This is a genomic window from Arthrobacter sp. CDRTa11 (assembly GCF_026427775.1).
Lineage (GTDB): Bacteria > Actinomycetota > Actinomycetes > Actinomycetales > Micrococcaceae > Arthrobacter.
Map to the genome: position 1 here is coordinate 942,559 of NZ_CP044532.1, position 20,351 is coordinate 962,909.

The window sequence follows — 20,351 nt, forward strand, 5'->3', positions numbered from 1 at the left end:
ATGAACCAGCCAACCCTCACCCCTGAACTGGGCGCAGTCCTTCGGGAATGGTTGCCGCGGCAGCGCTGGTTCCCGGTCAAGTCAGCCGATTTCACGCTCGAAATGGCGGGTGGCCTGAACCTGGAAGATCCCGCCAGGAAGGTTCACCTGGAGGTCTTCCTGCTGGCGGTGACGTCGCGGACGGCCGACGGCGGGAGCCGCACCGACGTTGTCCAGGTCCCCCTCAGCTACCGGAGTGCGCCGCTGGCCGGGAGCGAGCGGGCACTGGTCGGCCAGGCCGAATCCGGCGGCGCCCGGCCGGCATGGATCTATGACGGCGTCCACGACCCGGCCTTTGTTTCCGCCTGGCTGGAACTGATCCGCACCGGAAGCGGCTCCGGCACGGTTAAGGGCCACCGGGTACCTTCGGACCATCGTCTGCCCACCGCCCATGGAATGGTCAAGGTCCTGTCCGGAGAGCAATCCAACAGCTCCGTCATCGTTGATGACGGCGAGTCCGCCGCCATTGTGAAATTCTTCCGCGTGCTCTCGGAGGGCACGAACCCGGAAGTGGAAGTGGGGGCTGCCCTCACCGCCGCAGGCACGTCCGAAGTTCCCGCCACGCTCGGTTGGGTCAGCAGCGCATGGCAGGTGGCCAGCCCGACTACGGACGCCCATCAGGGACAAGGTGAACTGGCAGTCGCCCATGAATTCCTGGCCGGCGGCCGGGACGCGTGGCGCCTGGCGGTTGATGCGGCCCGGACAGGCACCGACTTTACGGCTGAAGCGCACGCCCTCGGGGCGGCTACGGCCACGGTCCATCGCAGGCTCGCCGATGCCCTGGGTACCTCCAAGGAATCAGAGCCAGGGGAGATTATCGCTCCCGCAGTAGCCCAGCGGGTCCGGCAGGCATGGGCGGAAGCCGGTGCCGCCGTTGGGCCCTATGACCAGGAGCTCAGGGCACTGCTCACCGAGCTCGACGGCGTGCCGGCCGGTCCGCTGCAGCGGATCCATGGCGATCTCCACCTTGGCCAGATCCTGCAGGTTCCCGGGCACGGCGACGATCCTGAACGCTGGGCCATCCTGGACTTTGAAGGTGAACCGCTGCGGCCCATCGCCGAACGCAACCTCCCCGACGTTCCGCTCCGCGACGTCGTGGGCATGCTGCGCTCGTTTGACTACGCGGCCGGGGCGGCAGAACGCGAGTACCAGGGAGCACACATCGTGGAGACGTGGGTGGATGATTGCGCCGACGCCTTCATAGCCGGCTATACAGGGGTCACACCCGGCACCATCGACCGCAACTCGCCGCTCTTTGTGGCATTGTGGCTGGACAAGGCGCTCTACGAAGTTGTTTATGAGTTGCGGAACAGACCTGACTGGCTGGCGATTCCAGTGAACTCCTCCAGACGGCTCCTCAGCGGTAAAGGCTCCGGCGAACAGGCCGGGGCGGCATCGGAAGGTAACGAAATGACAGGCTCAGCACGTACTGATCGGCCGCATGCGCCGCTTCACGTGAACCCAGATACCCTCGGCCAGGTGGCGAACGGTGAGCATCACGCGCCGCACTCCGTCCTGGGTGCGCATCTGGACGACCACGGCCACGTGACCATCCGGACCGTGAAGCACCTTGCTGCGTCCGTGTCCGTCGTCACCGCCGCTGGTTCCGTACCCATGACGCACGAGGCACACGGGGTCTGGGCTGCAGTGCTTGAGCCACTGCAGCCGGGCCATGTTCCCGATTACCGGCTGGAAGTAACCTACCCGGGTGCCGAGCCAGTGGTGGTGGACGAGCCCTACCGCTACCTGCCCACCGTGGGTGAAGTGGATCTGCACCTGATCGGAGAGGGCAGGCACGAGAAACTGTGGGAGGTGCTGGGTGCGCATGTCCAGCACTACAAGTCCTCACTGGGGGACGTCGACGGCGTGTCCTTTGCCGTCTGGGCACCCAACGCCCAGGCTGTGCGTGTCAAGGGCGACTTCAATGCCTGGGACGGCCGTGAGCATTCGCTCCGTTCCCTGGGCTCCTCAGGGGTGTGGGAAGTCTTCCTGCCAGGTGTTTTAGCAGGGGCGTGCTACAAATTCGAGATCAAGACCAAGGGCGGCTACTGGGTCGAAAAGGCGGATCCTCTTGCATTTGGCACAGAGGTCCCTCCCCTGACTGCGTCCCGGGTGGTGGAACCGTCCTACGTTTTCAAGGACGACGAATGGATGGAGGCGCGGGCACAGCGGGATCCGCACAACTCTCCCATGAGTGTTTACGAAGTCCACCTGGGCTCGTGGCGGCTGGGACTCGGCTACCGTGAGCTGGCCAAAGAGCTGGTGGACTACGTCAAATGGCTGGGATTCACCCACGTTGAGTTCATGCCCGTGGCCGAGCATCCGTTCGGTGGTTCCTGGGGCTACCAGGTCACCTCCTACTTCGCCCCGACGTCGAGGTTCGGCCACCCGGATGAGTTCCGTTTCCTCGTGGACACCCTGCACCAGGCCGGCATCGGTGTGCTTCTGGACTGGGTCCCCGCGCACTTCCCGAAGGATGCCTGGGCGCTGGCGCAGTTCGACGGCGAGCCGCTGTACGAGCATGCGGATCCGAACCTGGGCGAGCACCCGGACTGGGGCACGCTGATCTTCGACTTCGGCCGGACCGAAGTCCGCAACTTCCTGGTTTCCAACGCGCTCTACTGGCTTGATGAATTCCACATCGACGGGCTCCGAGTGGACGCCGTCGCCTCCATGCTCTACCTGGACTACTCCCGGGAAGACGGCCAATGGTCACCCAACCGCTTCGGCGGACGAGAAAACCTGGAAGCCATTTCCTTCCTCCAGGAAGTGAACGCCACGGTCTACAAGACCCACCCTGGCGCGGTGATGATCGCTGAGGAATCCACAGCGTTCCCCGGAGTGACGGCACCAACCAGCCATGGCGGCCTGGGCTTTGGCCTGAAGTGGAACATGGGCTGGATGCATGACTCCCTCAAGTACGCCTCCGAGGACCCCGTCAACCGCAAGTGGCACCACGGCACCATCACGTTTTCCATGGTCTACGCGTTCACCGAAAACTTCCTGCTGCCCATCAGCCACGATGAAGTAGTGCACGGCAAGGGCTCCATGCTCCGCAAGATGCCCGGTGACCGCTGGCAGCAGCTTGCCAACCTGCGGGCCTTCCTGGCATACCAATGGGCACACCCGGGCAAGCAGCTTATCTTTATGGGCACCGAATTTGGGCAGGAAGCTGAGTGGTCAGAGCAGCACGGCCTGGACTGGTGGCTTGCTGACATTCCCGCCCACCGCGGAATGCAGCTGCTCACCAAGGATCTGAACGAGCTGTACAGCTCGACGCCTGCGCTGTATTCGCGGGATAACGAGCCCGGAGGCTTTCAGTGGATCAACGGCGGCGATGCTGACCGGAACGTCCTGACGTTTGTTCGCTGGGACACTGAAGGCAATCCGCTGGTTTGCGCTGTGAACTTCTCCGGGGGCCCGCACGTCGGTTACCCGTTGGGCGTGCCGCAGGACGGCGCCTGGACGGAAGTTCTCAACACCGATTCATCTGAGTACGGCGGATCCGGTGTGCTGAATAGCGGAAGCCTCACCGCACTCCCGAAGGGACTCGATGGCCAGCCCGCAACCCTGACCGTGACGTTGCCGCCACTGGGCGCAGCGTACTTCAAGCCAGCCGGCCCCGCGGTCAAGTAGCAAAAGCCGCCGACAGAAGAAGCCCGGAACCGTTGTGGTTCCGGGCTTTTTCGTGTCCTTCGGGGCCTGGCAAGGACCCCGTTCTGGGGCCGGTTAGCCATCGATGCAAAGTGGTGGTAGAGTTTATTTCCGCGCTGCTCCCCGGAGTCAGTCGGTGAAGGTGACCCAGATGCCAATGGCAACACAGGGTCAGGAACGCCGATTTGACTAGGGTGAAGCTAGCGGGTAAGTTTGAAAAGTTGCTCCGGAGCGATCCGCGGCCCTTGAGGGGTTGTGGTGGTGCCGGGTGTGTCTGTTGTTTGAGAACTCAATAGTGTGCCAAGTTTGTTGATACCGGTTTATTTTATATGAATTGGTTGAATTTGCCGGACCGCCACCCCGTGGTTGGTTTGGTTTTTACAGCTGGTTTCAAATTTTGTGCAGCCGTTTTATCCCGTTTTCCCGGGGTTGGTGGTTGTGTCTGTTTTTGTTTTACTTCAACGGAGAGTTTGATCCTGGCTCAGGATGAACGCTGGCGGCGTGCTTAACACATGCAAGTCGAACGATGATCCGGTGCTTGCATCGGGGATTAGTGGCGAACGGGTGAGTAACACGTGAGTAACCTGCCCTTAACTCTGGGATAAGCCTGGGAAACTGGGTCTAATACCGGATATGACTCCTCATCGCATGGTGGGGGGTGGAAAGCTTTATTGTGGTTTTGGATGGACTCGCGGCCTATCAGCTTGTTGGTGAGGTAATGGCTCACCAAGGCGACGACGGGTAGCCGGCCTGAGAGGGTGACCGGCCACACTGGGACTGAGACACGGCCCAGACTCCTACGGGAGGCAGCAGTGGGGAATATTGCACAATGGGCGAAAGCCTGATGCAGCGACGCCGCGTGAGGGATGACGGCCTTCGGGTTGTAAACCTCTTTCAGTAGGGAAGAAGCGAAAGTGACGGTACCTGCAGAAGAAGCGCCGGCTAACTACGTGCCAGCAGCCGCGGTAATACGTAGGGCGCAAGCGTTATCCGGAATTATTGGGCGTAAAGAGCTCGTAGGCGGTTTGTCGCGTCTGCCGTGAAAGTCCGGGGCTCAACTCCGGATCTGCGGTGGGTACGGGCAGACTAGAGTGATGTAGGGGAGACTGGAATTCCTGGTGTAGCGGTGAAATGCGCAGATATCAGGAGGAACACCGATGGCGAAGGCAGGTCTCTGGGCATTAACTGACGCTGAGGAGCGAAAGCATGGGGAGCGAACAGGATTAGATACCCTGGTAGTCCATGCCGTAAACGTTGGGCACTAGGTGTGGGGGACATTCCACGTTTTCCGCGCCGTAGCTAACGCATTAAGTGCCCCGCCTGGGGAGTACGGCCGCAAGGCTAAAACTCAAAGGAATTGACGGGGGCCCGCACAAGCGGCGGAGCATGCGGATTAATTCGATGCAACGCGAAGAACCTTACCAAGGCTTGACATGGACTGGATCGCCGCAGAAATGTGGTTTCCCCTTTGGGGCCGGTTCACAGGTGGTGCATGGTTGTCGTCAGCTCGTGTCGTGAGATGTTGGGTTAAGTCCCGCAACGAGCGCAACCCTCGTTCTATGTTGCCAGCGCGTTATGGCGGGGACTCATAGGAGACTGCCGGGGTCAACTCGGAGGAAGGTGGGGACGACGTCAAATCATCATGCCCCTTATGTCTTGGGCTTCACGCATGCTACAATGGCCGGTACAAAGGGTTGCGATACTGTGAGGTGGAGCTAATCCCAAAAAGCCGGTCTCAGTTCGGATTGGGGTCTGCAACTCGACCCCATGAAGTCGGAGTCGCTAGTAATCGCAGATCAGCAACGCTGCGGTGAATACGTTCCCGGGCCTTGTACACACCGCCCGTCAAGTCACGAAAGTTGGTAACACCCGAAGCCGGTGGCCTAACCCCTTGTGGGAGGGAGCTGTCGAAGGTGGGACTGGCGATTGGGACTAAGTCGTAACAAGGTAGCCGTACCGGAAGGTGCGGCTGGATCACCTCCTTTCTAAGGAGCACCTACAAACCACTGCTGCGTGTATGCGTTGGTGGGGGTTTGTCAGGAGTATATGCCCGTTGCGCAGACGCAAGTTCTGCGGCGGGTGCTCATGGGTGGAATATCAACAAATAGCGGCTGCCTGGTTTATGCCTTGTCTAGTACGGATGCCTTGTGTGTCCTGGAACGGTGGGGTGTGGTTTGGGTGGTTTAGTGTTTGGCACACTGTTGGGTCCTGAGGCAACAGGGCCGGGGTTCTTCTGTGAGGGAGGGTTCCGGGTTTGTTTGTTTCTGGTTTCCTGGCTGCACCGATCACACGGTTTTGATCTTCTTTTGGAGGGTTGTGTGTGTGGGGTGTGTGGTTTGGGGTTGTTGTTTGAGAACTACATAGTGGACGCGAGCATCTTTTATAAGAAGCAATTTCCAAGAATATGAACCTGGATCTGGCTGCGCTGTTGATGCCCTTCGTGGGTGTTGGGGTGTGGTTGGTTTTCGTGGTTCTCTCGAAAATTACTGATTGATCTTTTGTGGTCAAGTTTTTAAGAGCACACGGTGGATGCCTTGGCATTAGGAGCCGAAGAAGGACGTAGGAATCTGCGATAAGCCTGGGGGAGTCGATAACCGGACTGTGATCCCAGGGTGTCCGAATGGGGAAACCCCGCCAGACGCGCGAGTGATCTGGTGACCCGCATCTGAACACATAGGGTGCGTGGAGGGAACGCGGGGAAGTGAAACATCTCAGTACCCGCAGGAAGAGAAAACAATAGTGATTCCGTGAGTAGTGGCGAGCGAAAGCGGATCAGGCTAAACCGTTCCATGTGTGATAGCCGGCGGGCGTTGCATGGTCGGGGTTGTGGGACTTTCCGTTCTGTCTCTGCCGGGACAGTGGGGTGTGATGTGCAGGCATAGGTGAACGGTCTTGAAAGGCCGGCCAGAGAGGGTGGGAGCCCCGTAACCGAAATGTTTTGTACCGCCTGGAGAGTATCCCAAGTAGCACGGGGCCCGAGAAATCCCGTGCGAATCTGTCAGGACCACCTGATAAGCCTAAATACTCCCTAATGACCGATAGCGGACCAGTACCGTGAGGGAAAGGTGAAAAGTACCCCGGGAGGGGAGTGAAACAGTACCTGAAACCGTGTGCTTACAATCCGTCGGAGCAGCCGCACCTTGTGTGCATAGTAGCTGTGACGGCGTGCCTTTTGAAGAATGAGCCTGCGAGTTAGTGTTACGTCGCGAGGTTAACCCGTGTGGGGAAGCCGTAGCGAAAGCGAGTCTGAATAGGGCGTTGCAGTGGCGTGATCTAGACCCGAAGCGAAGTGATCTACCCATGGCCAGGTTGAAGCGACGGTAAGACGTCGTGGAGGACCGAACCCACTTCAGTTGAAAATGGAGGGGATGAGCTGTGGGTAGGGGTGAAAGGCCAATCAAACTTCGTGATAGCTGGTTCTCCCCGAAATGCATTTAGGTGCAGCGTTGCGTGTTTCTTACCGGAGGTAGAGCTACTGGATGGCTAATGGGCCCTACAAGGTTACTGACGTCAGCCAAACTCCGAATGCCGGTAAGTGAGAGCGCAGCAGTGAGACTGTGGGGGATAAGCTTCATAGTCGAGAGGGAAACAGCCCAGACCACCAACTAAGGCCCCTAAGCGTGTGCTAAGTGGGAAAGGATGTGGAGTTGCGAAGACAACCAGGAGGTTGGCTTAGAAGCAGCCATCCTTAAAAGAGTGCGTAATAGCTCACTGGTCAAGTGATTCCGCGCCGACAATGTAGCGGGGCTCAAGTACACCGCCGAAGTTGTGGCATTCAGATATTAGCTAAGCCCTTGTGGTTCAGGCGTCTGGATGGGTAGGGGAGCGTCGTGTGGGCAGTGAAGTCGCGGTGTAAACCAGCGGTGGAGCCTACACGAGTGAGAATGCAGGCATGAGTAGCGAAAGACGGGTGAGAAACCCGTCCGCCGAATGATCAAGGGTTCCAGGGTCAAGCTAATCTGCCCTGGGTAAGTCGGGACCTAAGGCGAGGCCGACAGGCGTAGTCGATGGACAACGGGTTGATATTCCCGTACCGGCGAAAAACCGTCCATGCTGAACAGGGGATACTAACTGCCCGAAACCTGCCCGCCCACCCTTGTGGTGACGTGGGTTTTGGTGGAGCGCGGGACCTGATCCTGGGAGGTAAGCGTATTAACAGGTGTGACGCAGGAAGGTAGCCAAGCCGGGCGATGGTTGTCCCGGTCTAAGGATGTAGGGCGAACGGTAGGCAAATCCGCTGTTCATGATGCCTGAGATCTGATGGGACCCCCCTCACGGGGGGATTTGGTGATCCTATGCTGCCGAGAAAAGCATCGACGCGAGGTTTTAGCCGCCCGTACCCCAAACCGACACAGGTGATCAGGTAGAGAATACTAAGGCGATCGAGAGAATTATGGTTAAGGAACTCGGCAAAATGCCCCCGTAACTTCGGGAGAAGGGGGGCCCCAACCTTGAACGGTACTAGCGACCGGGAGGGGATCGGGGCCGCAGAGACCAGGGGGAAGCGACTGTTTACTAAAAACACAGGTCCGTGCGAAGTCGCAAGACGATGTATACGGACTGACTCCTGCCCGGTGCTGGAAGGTTAAGAGGACCGGTTAGCCTCACGGCGAAGCTGAGAATTCAAGCCCCAGTAAACGGCGGTGGTAACTATAACCATCCTAAGGTAGCGAAATTCCTTGTCGGGTAAGTTCCGACCTGCACGAATGGAGTAACGACTTCCCCGCTGTCTCAACCATAAACTCGGCGAAATTGCAGTACGAGTAAAGATGCTCGTTACGCGCAGCAGGACGGAAAGACCCCGAGACCTTTACTATAGTTTGGTATTGGTGTTCGGAGTGGCTTGTGTAGGATAGGTGGGAGACGTTGAAGCCCGGACGCCAGTTCGGGTGGAGTCATCGTTGAAATACCACTCTGGTCACTTTGGACATCTAACTTCGGCCCGTAATCCGGGTCAGGGACAGTGCCTGATGGGTAGTTTAACTGGGGCGGTTGCCTCCTAAAAAGTAACGGAGGCGCCCAAAGGTTCCCTCAGCCTGGTTGGCAATCAGGTGTCGAGTGTAAGTGCACAAGGGAGCTTGACTGTGAGAGAGACATCTCGAGCAGGGACGAAAGTCGGGACTAGTGATCCGGCGGTACATTGTGGAATGGCCGTCGCTCAACGGATAAAAGGTACCTCGGGGATAACAGGCTGATCTTGCCCAAGAGTCCATATCGACGGCATGGTTTGGCACCTCGATGTCGGCTCGTCGCATCCTGGGGCTGGAGTAGGTCCCAAGGGTTGGGCTGTTCGCCCATTAAAGCGGTACGCGAGCTGGGTTTAGAACGTCGTGAGACAGTTCGGTCCCTATCCGCTGCGCGCGCAGGAAATTTGAGAAGGGCTGTCCTTAGTACGAGAGGACCGGGACGGACGAACCTCTGGTGTGTCAGTTGTACTGCCAAGTGCACCGCTGATTAGCTACGTTCGGATGGGATAACCGCTGAAAGCATCTAAGCGGGAAGCTCGCTTCGAGATGAGATTTCCATACACCTTGTGTGTGAGAGGCCCCCAGCCAGACCACTGGGTTGATAGGCCGGATGTGGAAGCGAGGACTAACGACTCGTGAAGCTGACCGGTACTAATAGGCCGATAACTTACACCACACACTTTCTTCGTGAACGGCATTCAAAAGACGTTCACACCCGAAGAAAGTAAAAAGATAACAAGACTGCTTGCGTCCACTATGTGGTTCCCAAACAACAAACCAAACGTTGCTTGAGGAACAAAACTAAATAACAACACCACAACTGCCTTAACCGGCAGAACACGTTGTAACCACAAAGACTTCCCACCCCCACCAGCACGGGGGACGGGTACAAGGGTTACGGCGGTCATAGCGTGGGGGAAACGCCCGGTCCCATTCCGAACCCGGAAGCTAAGACCCACAGCGCCGATGGTACTGCACCCGGGAGGGTGTGGGAGAGTAGGACACCGCCGGACAATCATTAGGCTCAGGCCCCGACACACACTGTCGGGGCCTGACCCATTTAAACACCCAAACCCCACACATCCCACCTGAGAAAGCATCCCCACAAAAGCGGCAGGACCTGAGAGAGCGTCGCAACAAAAGCCGCAGGATGTGAGAGAGCGTCGCCACAAAACCGGCAGGACCTGAGAGAGCGTCGCCACAAAAGCGGCAGGACCTGAGAGAGGGTTGGCTTGATTGAGCCGCCCGCTGGGCCCGCCGGTAGAGTTGACGTCCATGGACAACCTCTTCAGCCACGCGGATGACGCCATCCCGGGCACCGCTGAATCCCGGGATTCCCTGGACCCGGTCATCTGTACTGTGACAGTTCCAGGCCCGGTTGCCCAGGCCTTTGCCGGCTTCACCGACCACACGCATCTGTGGTGGCCACTGGAGTCGCATGGCGTCTACGGCGCGGGTTCTTACGTCGAGTTCGAGGAAAACCTCATCCTGGAGACTGCCGATGACGGACGAACCACCATCTGGGGCACCATTGATGACTGGCAGCCGCCGCTGTCCTTCCCCTTCATGGCATCCGGGAACCACGGCACTGTGGTCCACGGAGTTGCGTGTGGCCTTCAGGGCCGTTGCGGAGGGGACAGAGGTCCGCCTGGTGCACGACGGCTGGGAGGGCGCTGAGGACCCTTCAGGGACGCGTGCCTCATATGAGGCCGACTGGCCAAAGGTACTGGGACGCTTTGTGCGTTTTATGGGTGGAACGGGCCTTGAGGGGGGCGAAGACGGTCCAGCCTAAACCGGCGCTACCGCGGTGCTGGTCCTGATCACAAACTCGGTGGGGTATTCATGATCCACTGTGTCTGGACTTCCCGGCGTGCGCTTGGCGCGTTGCTTGAGGCCTTGCCGGGAGGCTGGCTGCCTTGTCCCGGTTTGCGCGTTGGCATCAAGGCTTTCCAACAGCATCCGTGCGGCCAGCGCGCCCTGTCCGCGGGCATCCTGGTTGATGGTGGTCAGCCCAAACACTTCGCCGAGTTCGTGGCCGTCCATGCCAATGACTGACAGGTCCTGGGGTACCCGAAGTCCGAAGTCCCGTGCTGCAAGAATCGTGCCGATAGCCATCTCGTCCGATGCCGCGAACACCGCGGTTGGCCGCTCCGATGCCGTACCAAGGAGCCTGCGGGCACTGGCGTAGGCGCCCTGGATGGTGAAGTCCGCATCCACCTGCCACTCGGGCCGCACGGGGAGCCCCGCGGTCTTCATGGCTGTCTCAAAGCCCGTTTGGCGGATCCCCGGCAGCTTGAAGTCCTGGTTGAGTTCGGCATAACCGGTCATATGCGCGATCTTGGTGTGTCCCAAACGGAGCAGGTGTTCCATGGCCATCAAGGAAAGGCCGGCGTCGTCGATCCTGATTGTTGATGCGCCGGTCAGTGCCCCGCCAATACCAACGATGGGGCGGTGGATGGCAAGCAGCTGCTGGATTTCGGCGTCGCTGAGTACCAAAGCAACGGCGATGACCGCGTCCAGCCTTTTTCGGAGCAGGAAGTCGTTCAGGACGCTGTGGCGCCGTTCAGGCTGGTCTCCCACGTTGTAGAGGGTCAGGTCATACCCGGCATCCAGCAGGGCCGCGGACACCCCCTCCACGACGGATGAGAAGTACCAGCGGTGGACGGACGGAACCACCAAGCCGACGTTATGGTTGCGCCCCGATGCAAGGCTGGAGGCATGGTAGGACGGAACAAAGCCAAGTTCTTCGGCGGCCGCCTGCGCGAGCTGCCGGCTTTTTGCCGAAACATTGGCCTTGCCGCTGAGCGCGCGCGAAACTGTCGCAATTGACAGCCCCGCGCGGTCCGCGACGTCCTTGATCCCCGCAAGTCCCACTACTCGGCGCCGCGCCCGTCAATGCGCAGCCAGGCAGTTTCGCCGGAGGCAAGGTAATGACCCAAGTCAGGCTCTCCGCTGCGCAGCAGGACGTGTCCTGCAGGCATTTCCAAGGGCTCGTGGTTCAGGTTCATAAGCACCAGCGTAGCGCCGTTCACATAAGCCAGTGACGAGCCCGTGCACCATTCCTCAGCCCAGGCCAGGGATCCGCGGCCCAGCTCCAGTTCCCGACGGAGCGCCAAAGTCCGCCTGTACAGCGAAAGATGCGACGACGGCGAGGCAGCCTGGAGGTCCCTTGACAGTTCGGTGAAGCTTGCCGGCAAGGGCAGCCACGGATCCTGCCCGGAACCGAAGCCGGCGTGCCGCTCCGCCGCGCGCCAGGGGAGTGGAACCCGGCAGCCGTCACGGCCCAGCCGTTCGCCACCGGTGCGGGCGAACGTGGGGTCCTGCCGCAGCCCCTCGGGGATGTCTATGCCGTCCGGCAGGCCCAGCTCCTCACCCTGGTAGAGGTACGCGGCGCCGGGGAGCCCCAGCATAAACGTCGAGGCGGCTGCTGCCCGCCTGCGTCCCAGCGCCAGATCGGGCTGTGGATCCGCCGGCCCGATTCCGTCGCCGTCACGCGGTCCGGAGCCGTTGTAGCCAAACCGCGAGGCGTGCCGTACGACGTCGTGGTTGGACAACACCCAGGTGCTGGGTGCTCCTACGGCATCCAAGGCCGTCAGCGAATCCGTGATGACGGACCTGAGCCTGTACACGTCCAGCCCGGCATGCAGGAACGGGAAGTTAAAGGCCTGGTGCATCTGGTCTGGCTTGACCCAGTTCGCCAGGCGCGGCAGCGGATCCACATTGGCCTCGGCACACAGGATGCGGTCCGGCCCGTACTGGTCAAGGATCAGACGCCAGGAGCGGTAGATATCGTGCAAAGCGGGCTGGCCGAACATCGGAGCCTCGTGGCCCGGGAAGCCGTGCGAGCTGCTGCCGTCGGCGCGGCCGCCCCACTCGGGGAGTCCGGGAGCCTTGACCAGGGCATGGGCAACGTCCACCCGGAAGCCGGAAACGCCGCGGTCAAGCCAAAAGCGGAGTACCCGTTCAAATTCCGCGTGGACGGTCGGGTTGTCCCAGTTGAAGTCCGGCTGGGAGGAATCAAAGAGGTGCAGGTACCACTGGCCGGGCCGGCCGTCGGGCCCAGTGACCCGCGTCCATGCAGGTCCGCCAAAGTGGGACTGCCAGTTGTTGGGCGGTTCGTTGCCGTCATGTCCGCTGCCGTCGCGGAAGATGAACATGTCCCGCTCAGGGCTGCCTGCAGGGGCTGAGAGGGCGGCCTGGAAGGCCACGTGCTGGTCAGAGCAGTGATTGGGTACAAGATCCACGATGACCCGGAGGCCCAGCCGGTTTGCCTCGGCCATCATGACATCGAAATCACCCAGTGTGCCGAAGATCGGATCAACGTCGCAGTAGTCGCTGACGTCGTAACCGGCGTCCCTCTGGGGGGAGCGGTAGAAGGGCGACAGCCAGACAGCGTCCACATTCAGCTCGGCGAGGTGCGCAAGCTCCTCCGTGATACCAGGGATGTCTCCGATGCCGTCACCGTTAAGGTCGCGGAAGGACCGGGGGTAGACCTGGTAGATGACGGCGGAACGCCACCAGCCCGGGACGGTATCGGCGTCGTGGATGAGGGTCAACGGACCCGTCAGGTGCGCTGTGGCGGAGATCACTGTATCTACGGACATGGAGAAGAGTTTAGGCACTCGTACCGTAAAAATGAAAACGCTTCCAGTCATGTGACCACAAGCCTGCTTAGGTTCAAATGACTGGATGAATTGCAGCTGTGGAAGCGTTTGCAGAATGAGGCACTGGAGGAAAGCTGCCCGGGCCGGCTCCCACATGCCGGTCCTAGACTTGGACGAACGGACGAACGGACGAATGAGGACTGGAGGCTGCGTGGGCAGCATTGTTGAAGAGCTTGAAGGCACCCTCGGGCAGGGAAAGGTGAGCACCGACGAGGTTACGCTGGCCCGGTACGCCCTGGACCAGGGGCCAGTCCTGGATTACCAGCTGCCGGCTGCTGTGGTTTTCGCGGAGTCAACAGCGGACGTGCAGTCGGCGGTCCGTAGCTGTGCGGGCATGGGTGTGGCGCTGGTAGCCCGTGGAGCCGGAACAGGGGTTTCCGGTGGTGCGCACGCGAGCAGGAACTGCGTCATCCTGTCCCTTGAACGGATGGACCGCATCCTGGACCTGAACCCGGATGACGAGACCGCCGTCGTCCAGCCCGGAGTGGTCAACGCTGTCCTGAACGAAGCCGCGACGATTCACGGGCTGATGTATGCGCCGGATCCGGCCAGCTTCCGCACCTCCACGATCGGCGGCAATGTGGCCACCAACGCCGGCGGCCTCCGCTGCGCCAAATATGGGGTCACCAGGGATTCCGTCCTGGCACTGGACGTGGTGCTGGCCGACGGGTCACTCATCCATACCGGCCACCAGACTTTCAAAGGTGTTGCCGGGTATGACCTCACCGGGCTTTTCGTCGGTTCCGAGGGGACGCTGGGAATCGTGGTGGGTGTAACTGTCCGGCTCAAATACCTGCCCCGGGACATTCACACCATCGCGGCCTTCTACCCGGACTTCCGGCTGGCCGCCGCCGGCGTCCTCGCGGTGGGCAGGGCGCGCGTTCAGCCTGCCATCATGGAACTGCTCGACGGCGGCACGCTGGCCCAGCTGGACAGCATCCACGGCTCGGACCTCAGTTCCCGGGGCCGGGCACTGCTCCTGGTCCAGACCGACGGGTTCGGCGCCGCCGCCGAGGCCGACGTTGTCCGAAGGGTCCTGGCCGACGGAGGAGCCGTAGTCACCATGGAGGCCAGCGCGGAAGCCGAGCACCTCGTGGACCTGCGGCGGCACAGCAGGGGCGTGGAAGTGGATGACGAGTACAGGGTGGGCGAGGACGTAGCTGTGCCCCGCTCGCGCCTGGTCGATTACGTTGCCGCCCTTGAAGGCATGGCGGCCGCGCACGTGGTGAACCTTAAAGTGGTGGCGCACGCCGGGGACGGCAACCTCCATCCAACGTTCTGGGTGGACCGGCTGGACGACGCGGTGGATAAAGCCGCGATGGAGCGCCTGAACCTGGCATTGGACGCTTCCATTGACGCCGCGCTGGAGATGGGCGGCACCATCACCGGTGAGCACGGCATCGGACAGTACAAGCTGCGCTGGCTGGGCCTGGAACAGCCGGAACCGGTCAGGGAGTTGCAGCGCAGGATCAAGGACCTGTTTGACCCGGCCGGAATCCTCAATCCCGGCAAGGCTATCTAGGCAAAGGCGAGACCCAAGTAAGTAGCAGTAAGTGTCGTTATGAGCGCTCAAAACGACACTTACTGCTACTTAGTTGGGGACGGGCAATCTGGAGCGAGGGCTGTGTTTAGTCGTCCACGTCCGGGTACTCGTCGATGGATTCCTCCGGGCCGTACCTGGACTCTTCAGTTTCGACTTCGAGGATCTTGAGAAGCTCCGTGTCCGGGTTCAGCATGATCGCGGCCTCGTCCCGGCGGTGGCGCAGGATGGAATCGATGTAGGACTGGACGGCCTCGGCCAGCGGGATGTGGCGCTCCTGCTTTTCTGACATGTACCAACGGTGCTCCAGCACCTCATGGACGGCTTCCGCCGGCTCCAGCTTGCCGGAGAGGTCCCGCGGAATGGACCGCACGATGGGCTCGAAGACCTGGCTGACCCAAAGGTGCGCGCTGTATTCCTCGTCCATGTCCGGATTGTTGTCGGCGCGGAACGTGTCCATGTCGTTGAGCAGCCGGCGGGCCTGGTTTTCCTGGGCGTCCAGCCCGGTAAGCCGCAGGAGGCGCCGCTGGTGGTGCCCGGCATCCACCACCTTGGGCTGCAGCTGGATGGTGGTGCCGTTCTGGGTGGTCTTGATGGCGTATTCTTCGACGTCGAATCCCAGTTCGTTGAGGCGCCGGATGCGCGCACCCACCCGCCACCGTTCGCCGAGTTCGAAGGATTCCTTTTCCGTCAGTTCTGCCCAGAGCCGCCGGTAGCTGTCCATGATGAGTTCACTGGTGGCCACGGGGTCCACCTTTTCCTCGATCAGTCCGCCGTCGAGCAGATCCATGAGCTCGCCGGCAATGTTGACCCGGGCGATCTCGAGATCGTACTCCCGTTGTCCGGTGGAAAGATCCGGGTACAGCTCACCCGTTTCGGCGTCCACAAGATAGGCAGCGAAAGCGCCGGCGTCACGGCGGAACAGCGTGTTGGACAATGAAACGTCGCCCCAGTAGAAGCCGATGAGGTGCAGGCGCACCATCAGCAGCGCCTGGGCGTCGATGAGGCGGGTCAGCGTGTCTTTGCGCAGCATCTGGGAGAAGAGGGCGCGGTACGGCATGGAGAACTTCAGGTGCCGGGTCACCAGCACGGGGTTCAGGGGCCTGCCGTCCAGGGTGGTGCGGCCGGTGATGACGGCGACCGGCTCCACGCAGGGGACGTCCAGCCGCGCCAGTTTCCGGAGCATGTGGTACTCGTGGCGGGCGACGTGCTCCGAGGTCTCCTTGATGGCGATGACGGAGTGGCCCAGGTGGGCGAAACGCACGATGTGCCGGGAGATGCCGCGGGGGAGGGCAGCGAGGTTCTCTGCAGGCCAGTCCTCCAGGGCGATGTGCCAGGGCAGGTCCAGCAGCTCCGGGTCGGCTGCAGCGGCCGTGATGTTCAGTGAACTGGAAACAGCCGAAAGCTTGGAATCATTGGCGCTGGCGGCCTCGAACCGCGGCAGCTTGCCGATCTGCGCGTAGTCGGTGGGTTCGTCGTGCCACTGGGCGCTGTATTCCTCGGTCATGGGTTCAATTCTTCCGTACATGGGGCGGCGGGCCTAAACATTGGAGTTAACGCCGACGGCGGCCCGTCCAGGAAGGAGGGCCGCCGTCGGTTCAGATATCGGCGCCAGTGGTTAGGCACCCGTGGTGGGCCCACGCCGGCAGGGTTCCCTGGCCGAAGCGGAGCGAGGTTAGGGCGCCGGTGGGGACTAGTCGCCCAGGCGCAGGCCGGTCTTGGTGTCGAACAGGTGCACGTGGCCCGACTGCGGACGGACGTAGATGGCCTCGCCCTTCATCGGGGGACGGCGGCCGTCGACGCGTGCCACGATGTCGTGGTCCTTGCCGTCCAGCGTGGTGTGGCCGTAGACGTAGGCGTCGGCACCCAGCTCTTCAACAACGTCAACTTCGACCTTCAGGCCTTCGCCGGCCGGTGCGGTCTCGAGGTCCTCGGGGCGTGAGCCCAGGGTGACCGTGCTGCCGTGTGCTTCTTCGAGGACGTTGCGCGGTACGGGGTAAACCGTTCCGCCGAACTGGACGCCGCCGTCGACGACGGGCAGTTCCAGCAGGTTCATGGCGGGGGAGCCGATGAAGCCGGCGACGAAGACATTCTTGGGCTTGTCGTAGAGGTTGCGCGGGGTGTCGACCTGCATCAGCAGGCCGTCCTTCAGCACAGCCACGCGGTCACCCATGGTCATGGCCTCGACCTGGTCGTGGGTCACGTAGACGGTGGTGACGCCGAGGCGGCGGGTCAGGGATGCGATCTGCGTACGCGTCTGGACACGAAGCTTGGCGTCCAGGTTGGAAAGCGGCTCATCCATGAGGAAGACCTGCGGGTTACGCACGATGGCGCGGCCCATGGCAACACGCTGGCGCTGACCGCCGGAGAGTGCCTTCGGCTTGCGGTCCAGGTACGGCTCAAGGTCAAGAAGCTTGGCTGCTTCGCGGACACGCTCGGCACGCTCTTCCTTGCTGACGCCGGCGATCTTCAGGGCGAAGCCCATGTTGTCTGCAACCGTCATGTGCGGGTACAGCGCGTAGTTCTGGAACACCATGGCGATGTCGCGGTCCTTCGGCGGAACGTCGGTGACGTCGCGGTCGCCAATGAGGATACGGCCGGCGTTGACGTCCTCAAGGCCTGCGAGCATGCGCAGCGAGGTGGACTTACCGCAACCGGAGGGTCCAACGAGGACCAGGAATTCGCCATCGGCGATGTCGATGTTGAGCTTATCGACGGCGGGCTTATCTGTGCCCGGGTACAGACGCGTAGCGTTATCAAAAGTAACTGTAGCCACAGTTATCAATCCCTTCACCGGCAGGTACGTGCCGGACGATCCGTTGTGAATGGTTCATGTAATTCAGTTATTTGGTGCTTTAACCGCTCATATTGCTTGAAACTCCCCGGCCGAGGCCGAGGAGCTTCGCGTGACACCGCACGGTTCTTGTGCGCCACATCACAACCAAGAGTATGTCAGATGATTGGTGAAACGGTGCAAATGTTACGGAGGTCACATGTGACCTTGGCTATGCCGGCTAACTTCCCAGCTGTCCGGGTGCTTCTTCGGCCACCGCCAGGCTTCGCTCATGCAGCAGCGTTTCCAGCAGTTCCGCGACGTGCACCGGGGCCTCCACCCGGAACTCGGCCTGGGTAAAGTCGAGCCCCACCTTGACGCCCACGTCGCCAGGTTCCAGCCTGGCCAGGGCGTCCTCATCCGTTGTGTCGTCGCCGGCAAAGAGGACCGATGTTGCTCCGGTGATCTGGCGCAGAAATGTCACAGCTTCGCCCTTCGAAGCATTCACCACGGACGTCTCCAGGACGCGCTTGCCGTTCTTCAGGAAAACGCCCTTGCGCTCCTGGAGCAGCGACCGGGCCGCGGCGACGGCGTCCTCGGCCACATCGTCGGCGGCCAGCCTTGTATGCAGGACCACTCCGGCGGGCTTCTCTTCCAGGAGAGTGCCCGGAGCCTCCGCCACGATGCCCTCAAGGATGCTGCGGACCTCGCTGAGCAGCTCCCGCTGATCCTCATCCAGGGTCAGCTCGGTGGAGCCCGGGCCGAGCCAGGCTTCAGCACCATGGCTGCCAATCAGCAGCGTGTCCACCGGAGGCGACGCGACGCCGCGGAGGCTGGCGAGGGCACGCCCGGAGATGAGCGCCGTCGTCGTCCTGGGTAAGGCAGCAAGCCCCGCAAAAGCGATCGCCGAGCGCGGAAGCGGCCGGGCGTCGTCGGCGCGGTTAACGATGGGGGAGATGGTGCCGTCGAAGTCCATGGCAACCAGCAGGTGTTCGGTCTGCGCGACCCGCCGGATCGCCTCCCGGAGCTCCGGGGAGAGGGTCAGCGGGCCCTTGGCGGGGCGGGTATCAGGAGTCATCGCGGACCACTTTCTCGTTGAGCGCCGTCAGGAAGTCCGCGGACCAGTGGTCCACGTCGTGTTCAAGGATCTGCTTGCGCATGGCCCGCATGCGCCGTGCGGCGTCCTTGGGGGACATGTTCACGGCCCGCATGATGGTGTCCTTGAGCCCGTCAATGTCATGCGGGTTCATCAGCAGCGCCTGCTTGAGCTGGTCCGCTGCGCCGGCGAACTCGCTCAGTACCAGGGCGCCGTTGTTGTCCTTGCGGGCGGTCACATACTCCTTGGCCACAAGGTTCATGCCGTCCCGGAGTGCGGTCACCAGCATGACGTCGGCGGCAAGGTACAGGGCCACCATCTCCTCCACCGGGTAGCTGTGGTGCAGGTAGCGGACCGCGGTGTTCTCGATGGTGTCGTAGGTGCCATTGATGTGGCCCACCGTTCCCTCCACCTCCTCGCGCAGGAGCCGGTACTGCTCCACCCGTTCACGGCTGGGGCTGGCCACCTGGATCAGGGTGGCGTCGCCCACCGTGAGCTTGCCTTCGTTCAGGAGTTCCTCGTAGGCCTTGAGCCGGTGCCTGATGCCCTTGGTGTAGTCCAGCCTGTCAACGCCGAGCAGGATGGTCTTGGGATTGCCGAGGTCCTGCCGGATCTGGCGGGCCCGTTCGATGATCTCCGGGTTGCTGGCCAGCTCGCTGATGTGGCCAACGTCGATGGAGATGGGGAAGGCCTGGGCCCGGGCAATGTGGGTAACCTGATCATCCTGGCCCTTGACGTGCACCTGCTGCTGCTTGACGCTGGCACCCAGGAAGCGCCGTGCTGAGCGCATGAAGTTGCCGGCGTCGCTGGCGCGCTGGAAGCCCACCAGGTCAGCGCCCAGCAGCCCGTCAATGATGGCCTGCCGCCAGGGAAGCTGGGCGAAGATCTCGGGAGGCGGGAACGGGATGTGGTTGAAGAACCCGATCCGCAGGTCCGGCCGCGCTTCGCGCAGCATCCGCGGCACCAGCTGCAGCTGGTAGTCCTGGATCCACACCGTGGCGCCCTCGTCGGCATGGCGGACGACGGCGTCGGCGAACCTTCTGTTGACCCTGCGGTAGGCATCCCACCAGGTCCGGTGGAACTCCGGCGGGGCGATGACGTCGTGGTACAGCGGCCACAGCGTGGCGTTGGAGAACCCTTCGTAATACAGCTCAACGTCCTCGGTGCTGAGCTCAACCGGGACCAGGTCCATCCCGCCATGGCTGAAAGGCTTGACCGTCTCGTCGGGAGCTCCATGCCACCCTACCCACGCGCCGTCAGTCTTGGTCATCATGGGAGCGAGCGCGGTCACCAGACCGCCGGGCGACCGGCGCCACCCGCTGCCGTCGTCGCCGCTCTCTCCCGTGGCGCAGCGGTCCACAGGCAGCCTGTTGGACACCACCATGAAGTCGTACTTTGTCCCGGTGCTGTGGCCGTTCGCGGCAGCGCCGGCGTCGGATACAACGATGGGTTTTTCTTGGACAGGTGTTTGCATTGCGGACCCCTTGGGTTTGCTTGTGCCTCTCTGCCCACCATAACGGGACGGAATCTTCCGTGCTATTCGTCCGTTGGTCATTTTGGAGGAATGCTTGAAGGCGCAAGCTCTCAGCTTTCTCCCCTAAAATGATGGAGTTGCCAC

General features: G+C 61.5%; 8 protein-coding genes, 3 rRNA genes and 1 pseudogene. 6 read left to right on the forward strand and 6 right to left on the reverse strand.

Going from position 1 to position 20,351, the window contains the following annotated elements; all coding sequences use genetic code 11:
* The 5 genes and pseudogenes from F8G81_RS04415 (at position 1) to F8G81_RS04435 (ending at position 10,452) form a co-directional block, all read left to right on the forward strand.
* Positions 1 to 3,675 (forward strand): 1,4-alpha-glucan branching enzyme, encoded by a 3,675-nt coding sequence (locus tag F8G81_RS04415; protein WP_267277805.1) that lies wholly within the window; start codon positions 1 to 3, stop codon positions 3,673 to 3,675.
* 476 nt (positions 3,676 to 4,151) lie between these two features.
* Positions 4,152 to 5,678: ribosomal RNA gene (locus F8G81_RS04420) — 16S ribosomal RNA — on the forward strand.
* A gap of 517 nt (positions 5,679 to 6,195) precedes the next feature.
* Positions 6,196 to 9,336: ribosomal RNA gene (locus tag F8G81_RS04425) — 23S ribosomal RNA — on the forward strand.
* Positions 9,337 to 9,556: 220 nt separating this feature from the next.
* Positions 9,557 to 9,673: ribosomal RNA gene (gene rrf, locus F8G81_RS04430) — 5S ribosomal RNA — on the forward strand.
* The 16S, 23S and 5S rRNA genes sit together here, the layout of an rRNA operon.
* A 262-nt stretch (positions 9,674 to 9,935) precedes the next feature.
* Positions 9,936 to 10,452: pseudogene (locus F8G81_RS04435) on the forward strand (hypothetical protein).
* On the opposite strand, the gene F8G81_RS04440 reads toward F8G81_RS04435, so the two are convergent.
* Together F8G81_RS04440 and F8G81_RS04445 are read right to left on the reverse strand one after the other, a co-directional pair.
* Positions 10,449 to 11,534 (reverse strand): LacI family DNA-binding transcriptional regulator, encoded by a 1,086-nt coding sequence (locus tag F8G81_RS04440; RefSeq protein WP_267277806.1) that lies wholly within the window; start codon positions 11,532 to 11,534, stop codon positions 10,449 to 10,451. The pseudogene F8G81_RS04435 and the gene F8G81_RS04440 overlap by 4 nt on opposite strands.
* Positions 11,534 to 13,264 (reverse strand): glycoside hydrolase family 13 protein, encoded by a 1,731-nt coding sequence (locus F8G81_RS04445; protein WP_267277807.1) that lies wholly within the window; start codon positions 13,262 to 13,264, stop codon positions 11,534 to 11,536. Before F8G81_RS04445 ends, F8G81_RS04440 begins: the two co-directional genes overlap by 1 nt.
* Before the next feature lie 193 nt (positions 13,265 to 13,457).
* Between F8G81_RS04445 and F8G81_RS04450 the strand changes: the two genes are divergently transcribed.
* Positions 13,458 to 14,846: an FAD-binding oxidoreductase gene (locus tag F8G81_RS04450; RefSeq protein WP_416377102.1), complete on the forward strand. Its 1,389-nt coding sequence runs from the start codon at positions 13,458 to 13,460 to the stop codon at positions 14,844 to 14,846.
* A 106-nt stretch (positions 14,847 to 14,952) separates the two neighbouring features.
* Here F8G81_RS04450 and F8G81_RS04455 read toward each other — a convergent pair whose 3' ends face one another.
* The 4 genes from F8G81_RS04455 to otsA form a co-directional block, all read right to left on the reverse strand.
* Positions 14,953 to 16,371 (reverse strand): DUF4032 domain-containing protein, encoded by a 1,419-nt coding sequence (locus F8G81_RS04455; RefSeq protein ID WP_267277809.1) that lies wholly within the window; start codon positions 16,369 to 16,371, stop codon positions 14,953 to 14,955.
* Positions 16,372 to 16,557: 186 nt separating this feature from the next.
* Entirely contained in the window at positions 16,558 to 17,640 is a 1,083-nt protein-coding gene (locus F8G81_RS04460; protein WP_267277810.1) for an ABC transporter ATP-binding protein, read from the reverse strand.
* Between the two features lie 238 nt (positions 17,641 to 17,878).
* Entirely contained in the window at positions 17,879 to 18,715 is an 837-nt protein-coding gene (otsB, locus tag F8G81_RS04465) for a trehalose-phosphatase (RefSeq protein ID WP_267277811.1), read from the reverse strand.
* Complete coding sequence (otsA, locus tag F8G81_RS04470) at positions 18,705 to 20,207, reverse strand: alpha,alpha-trehalose-phosphate synthase (UDP-forming) (protein WP_267277812.1); 1,503 nt, start codon at positions 20,205 to 20,207, stop codon at positions 18,705 to 18,707. Before otsA ends, otsB begins: the two co-directional genes overlap by 11 nt.
* Positions 20,208 to 20,351: the final 144 nt, after the last annotated feature.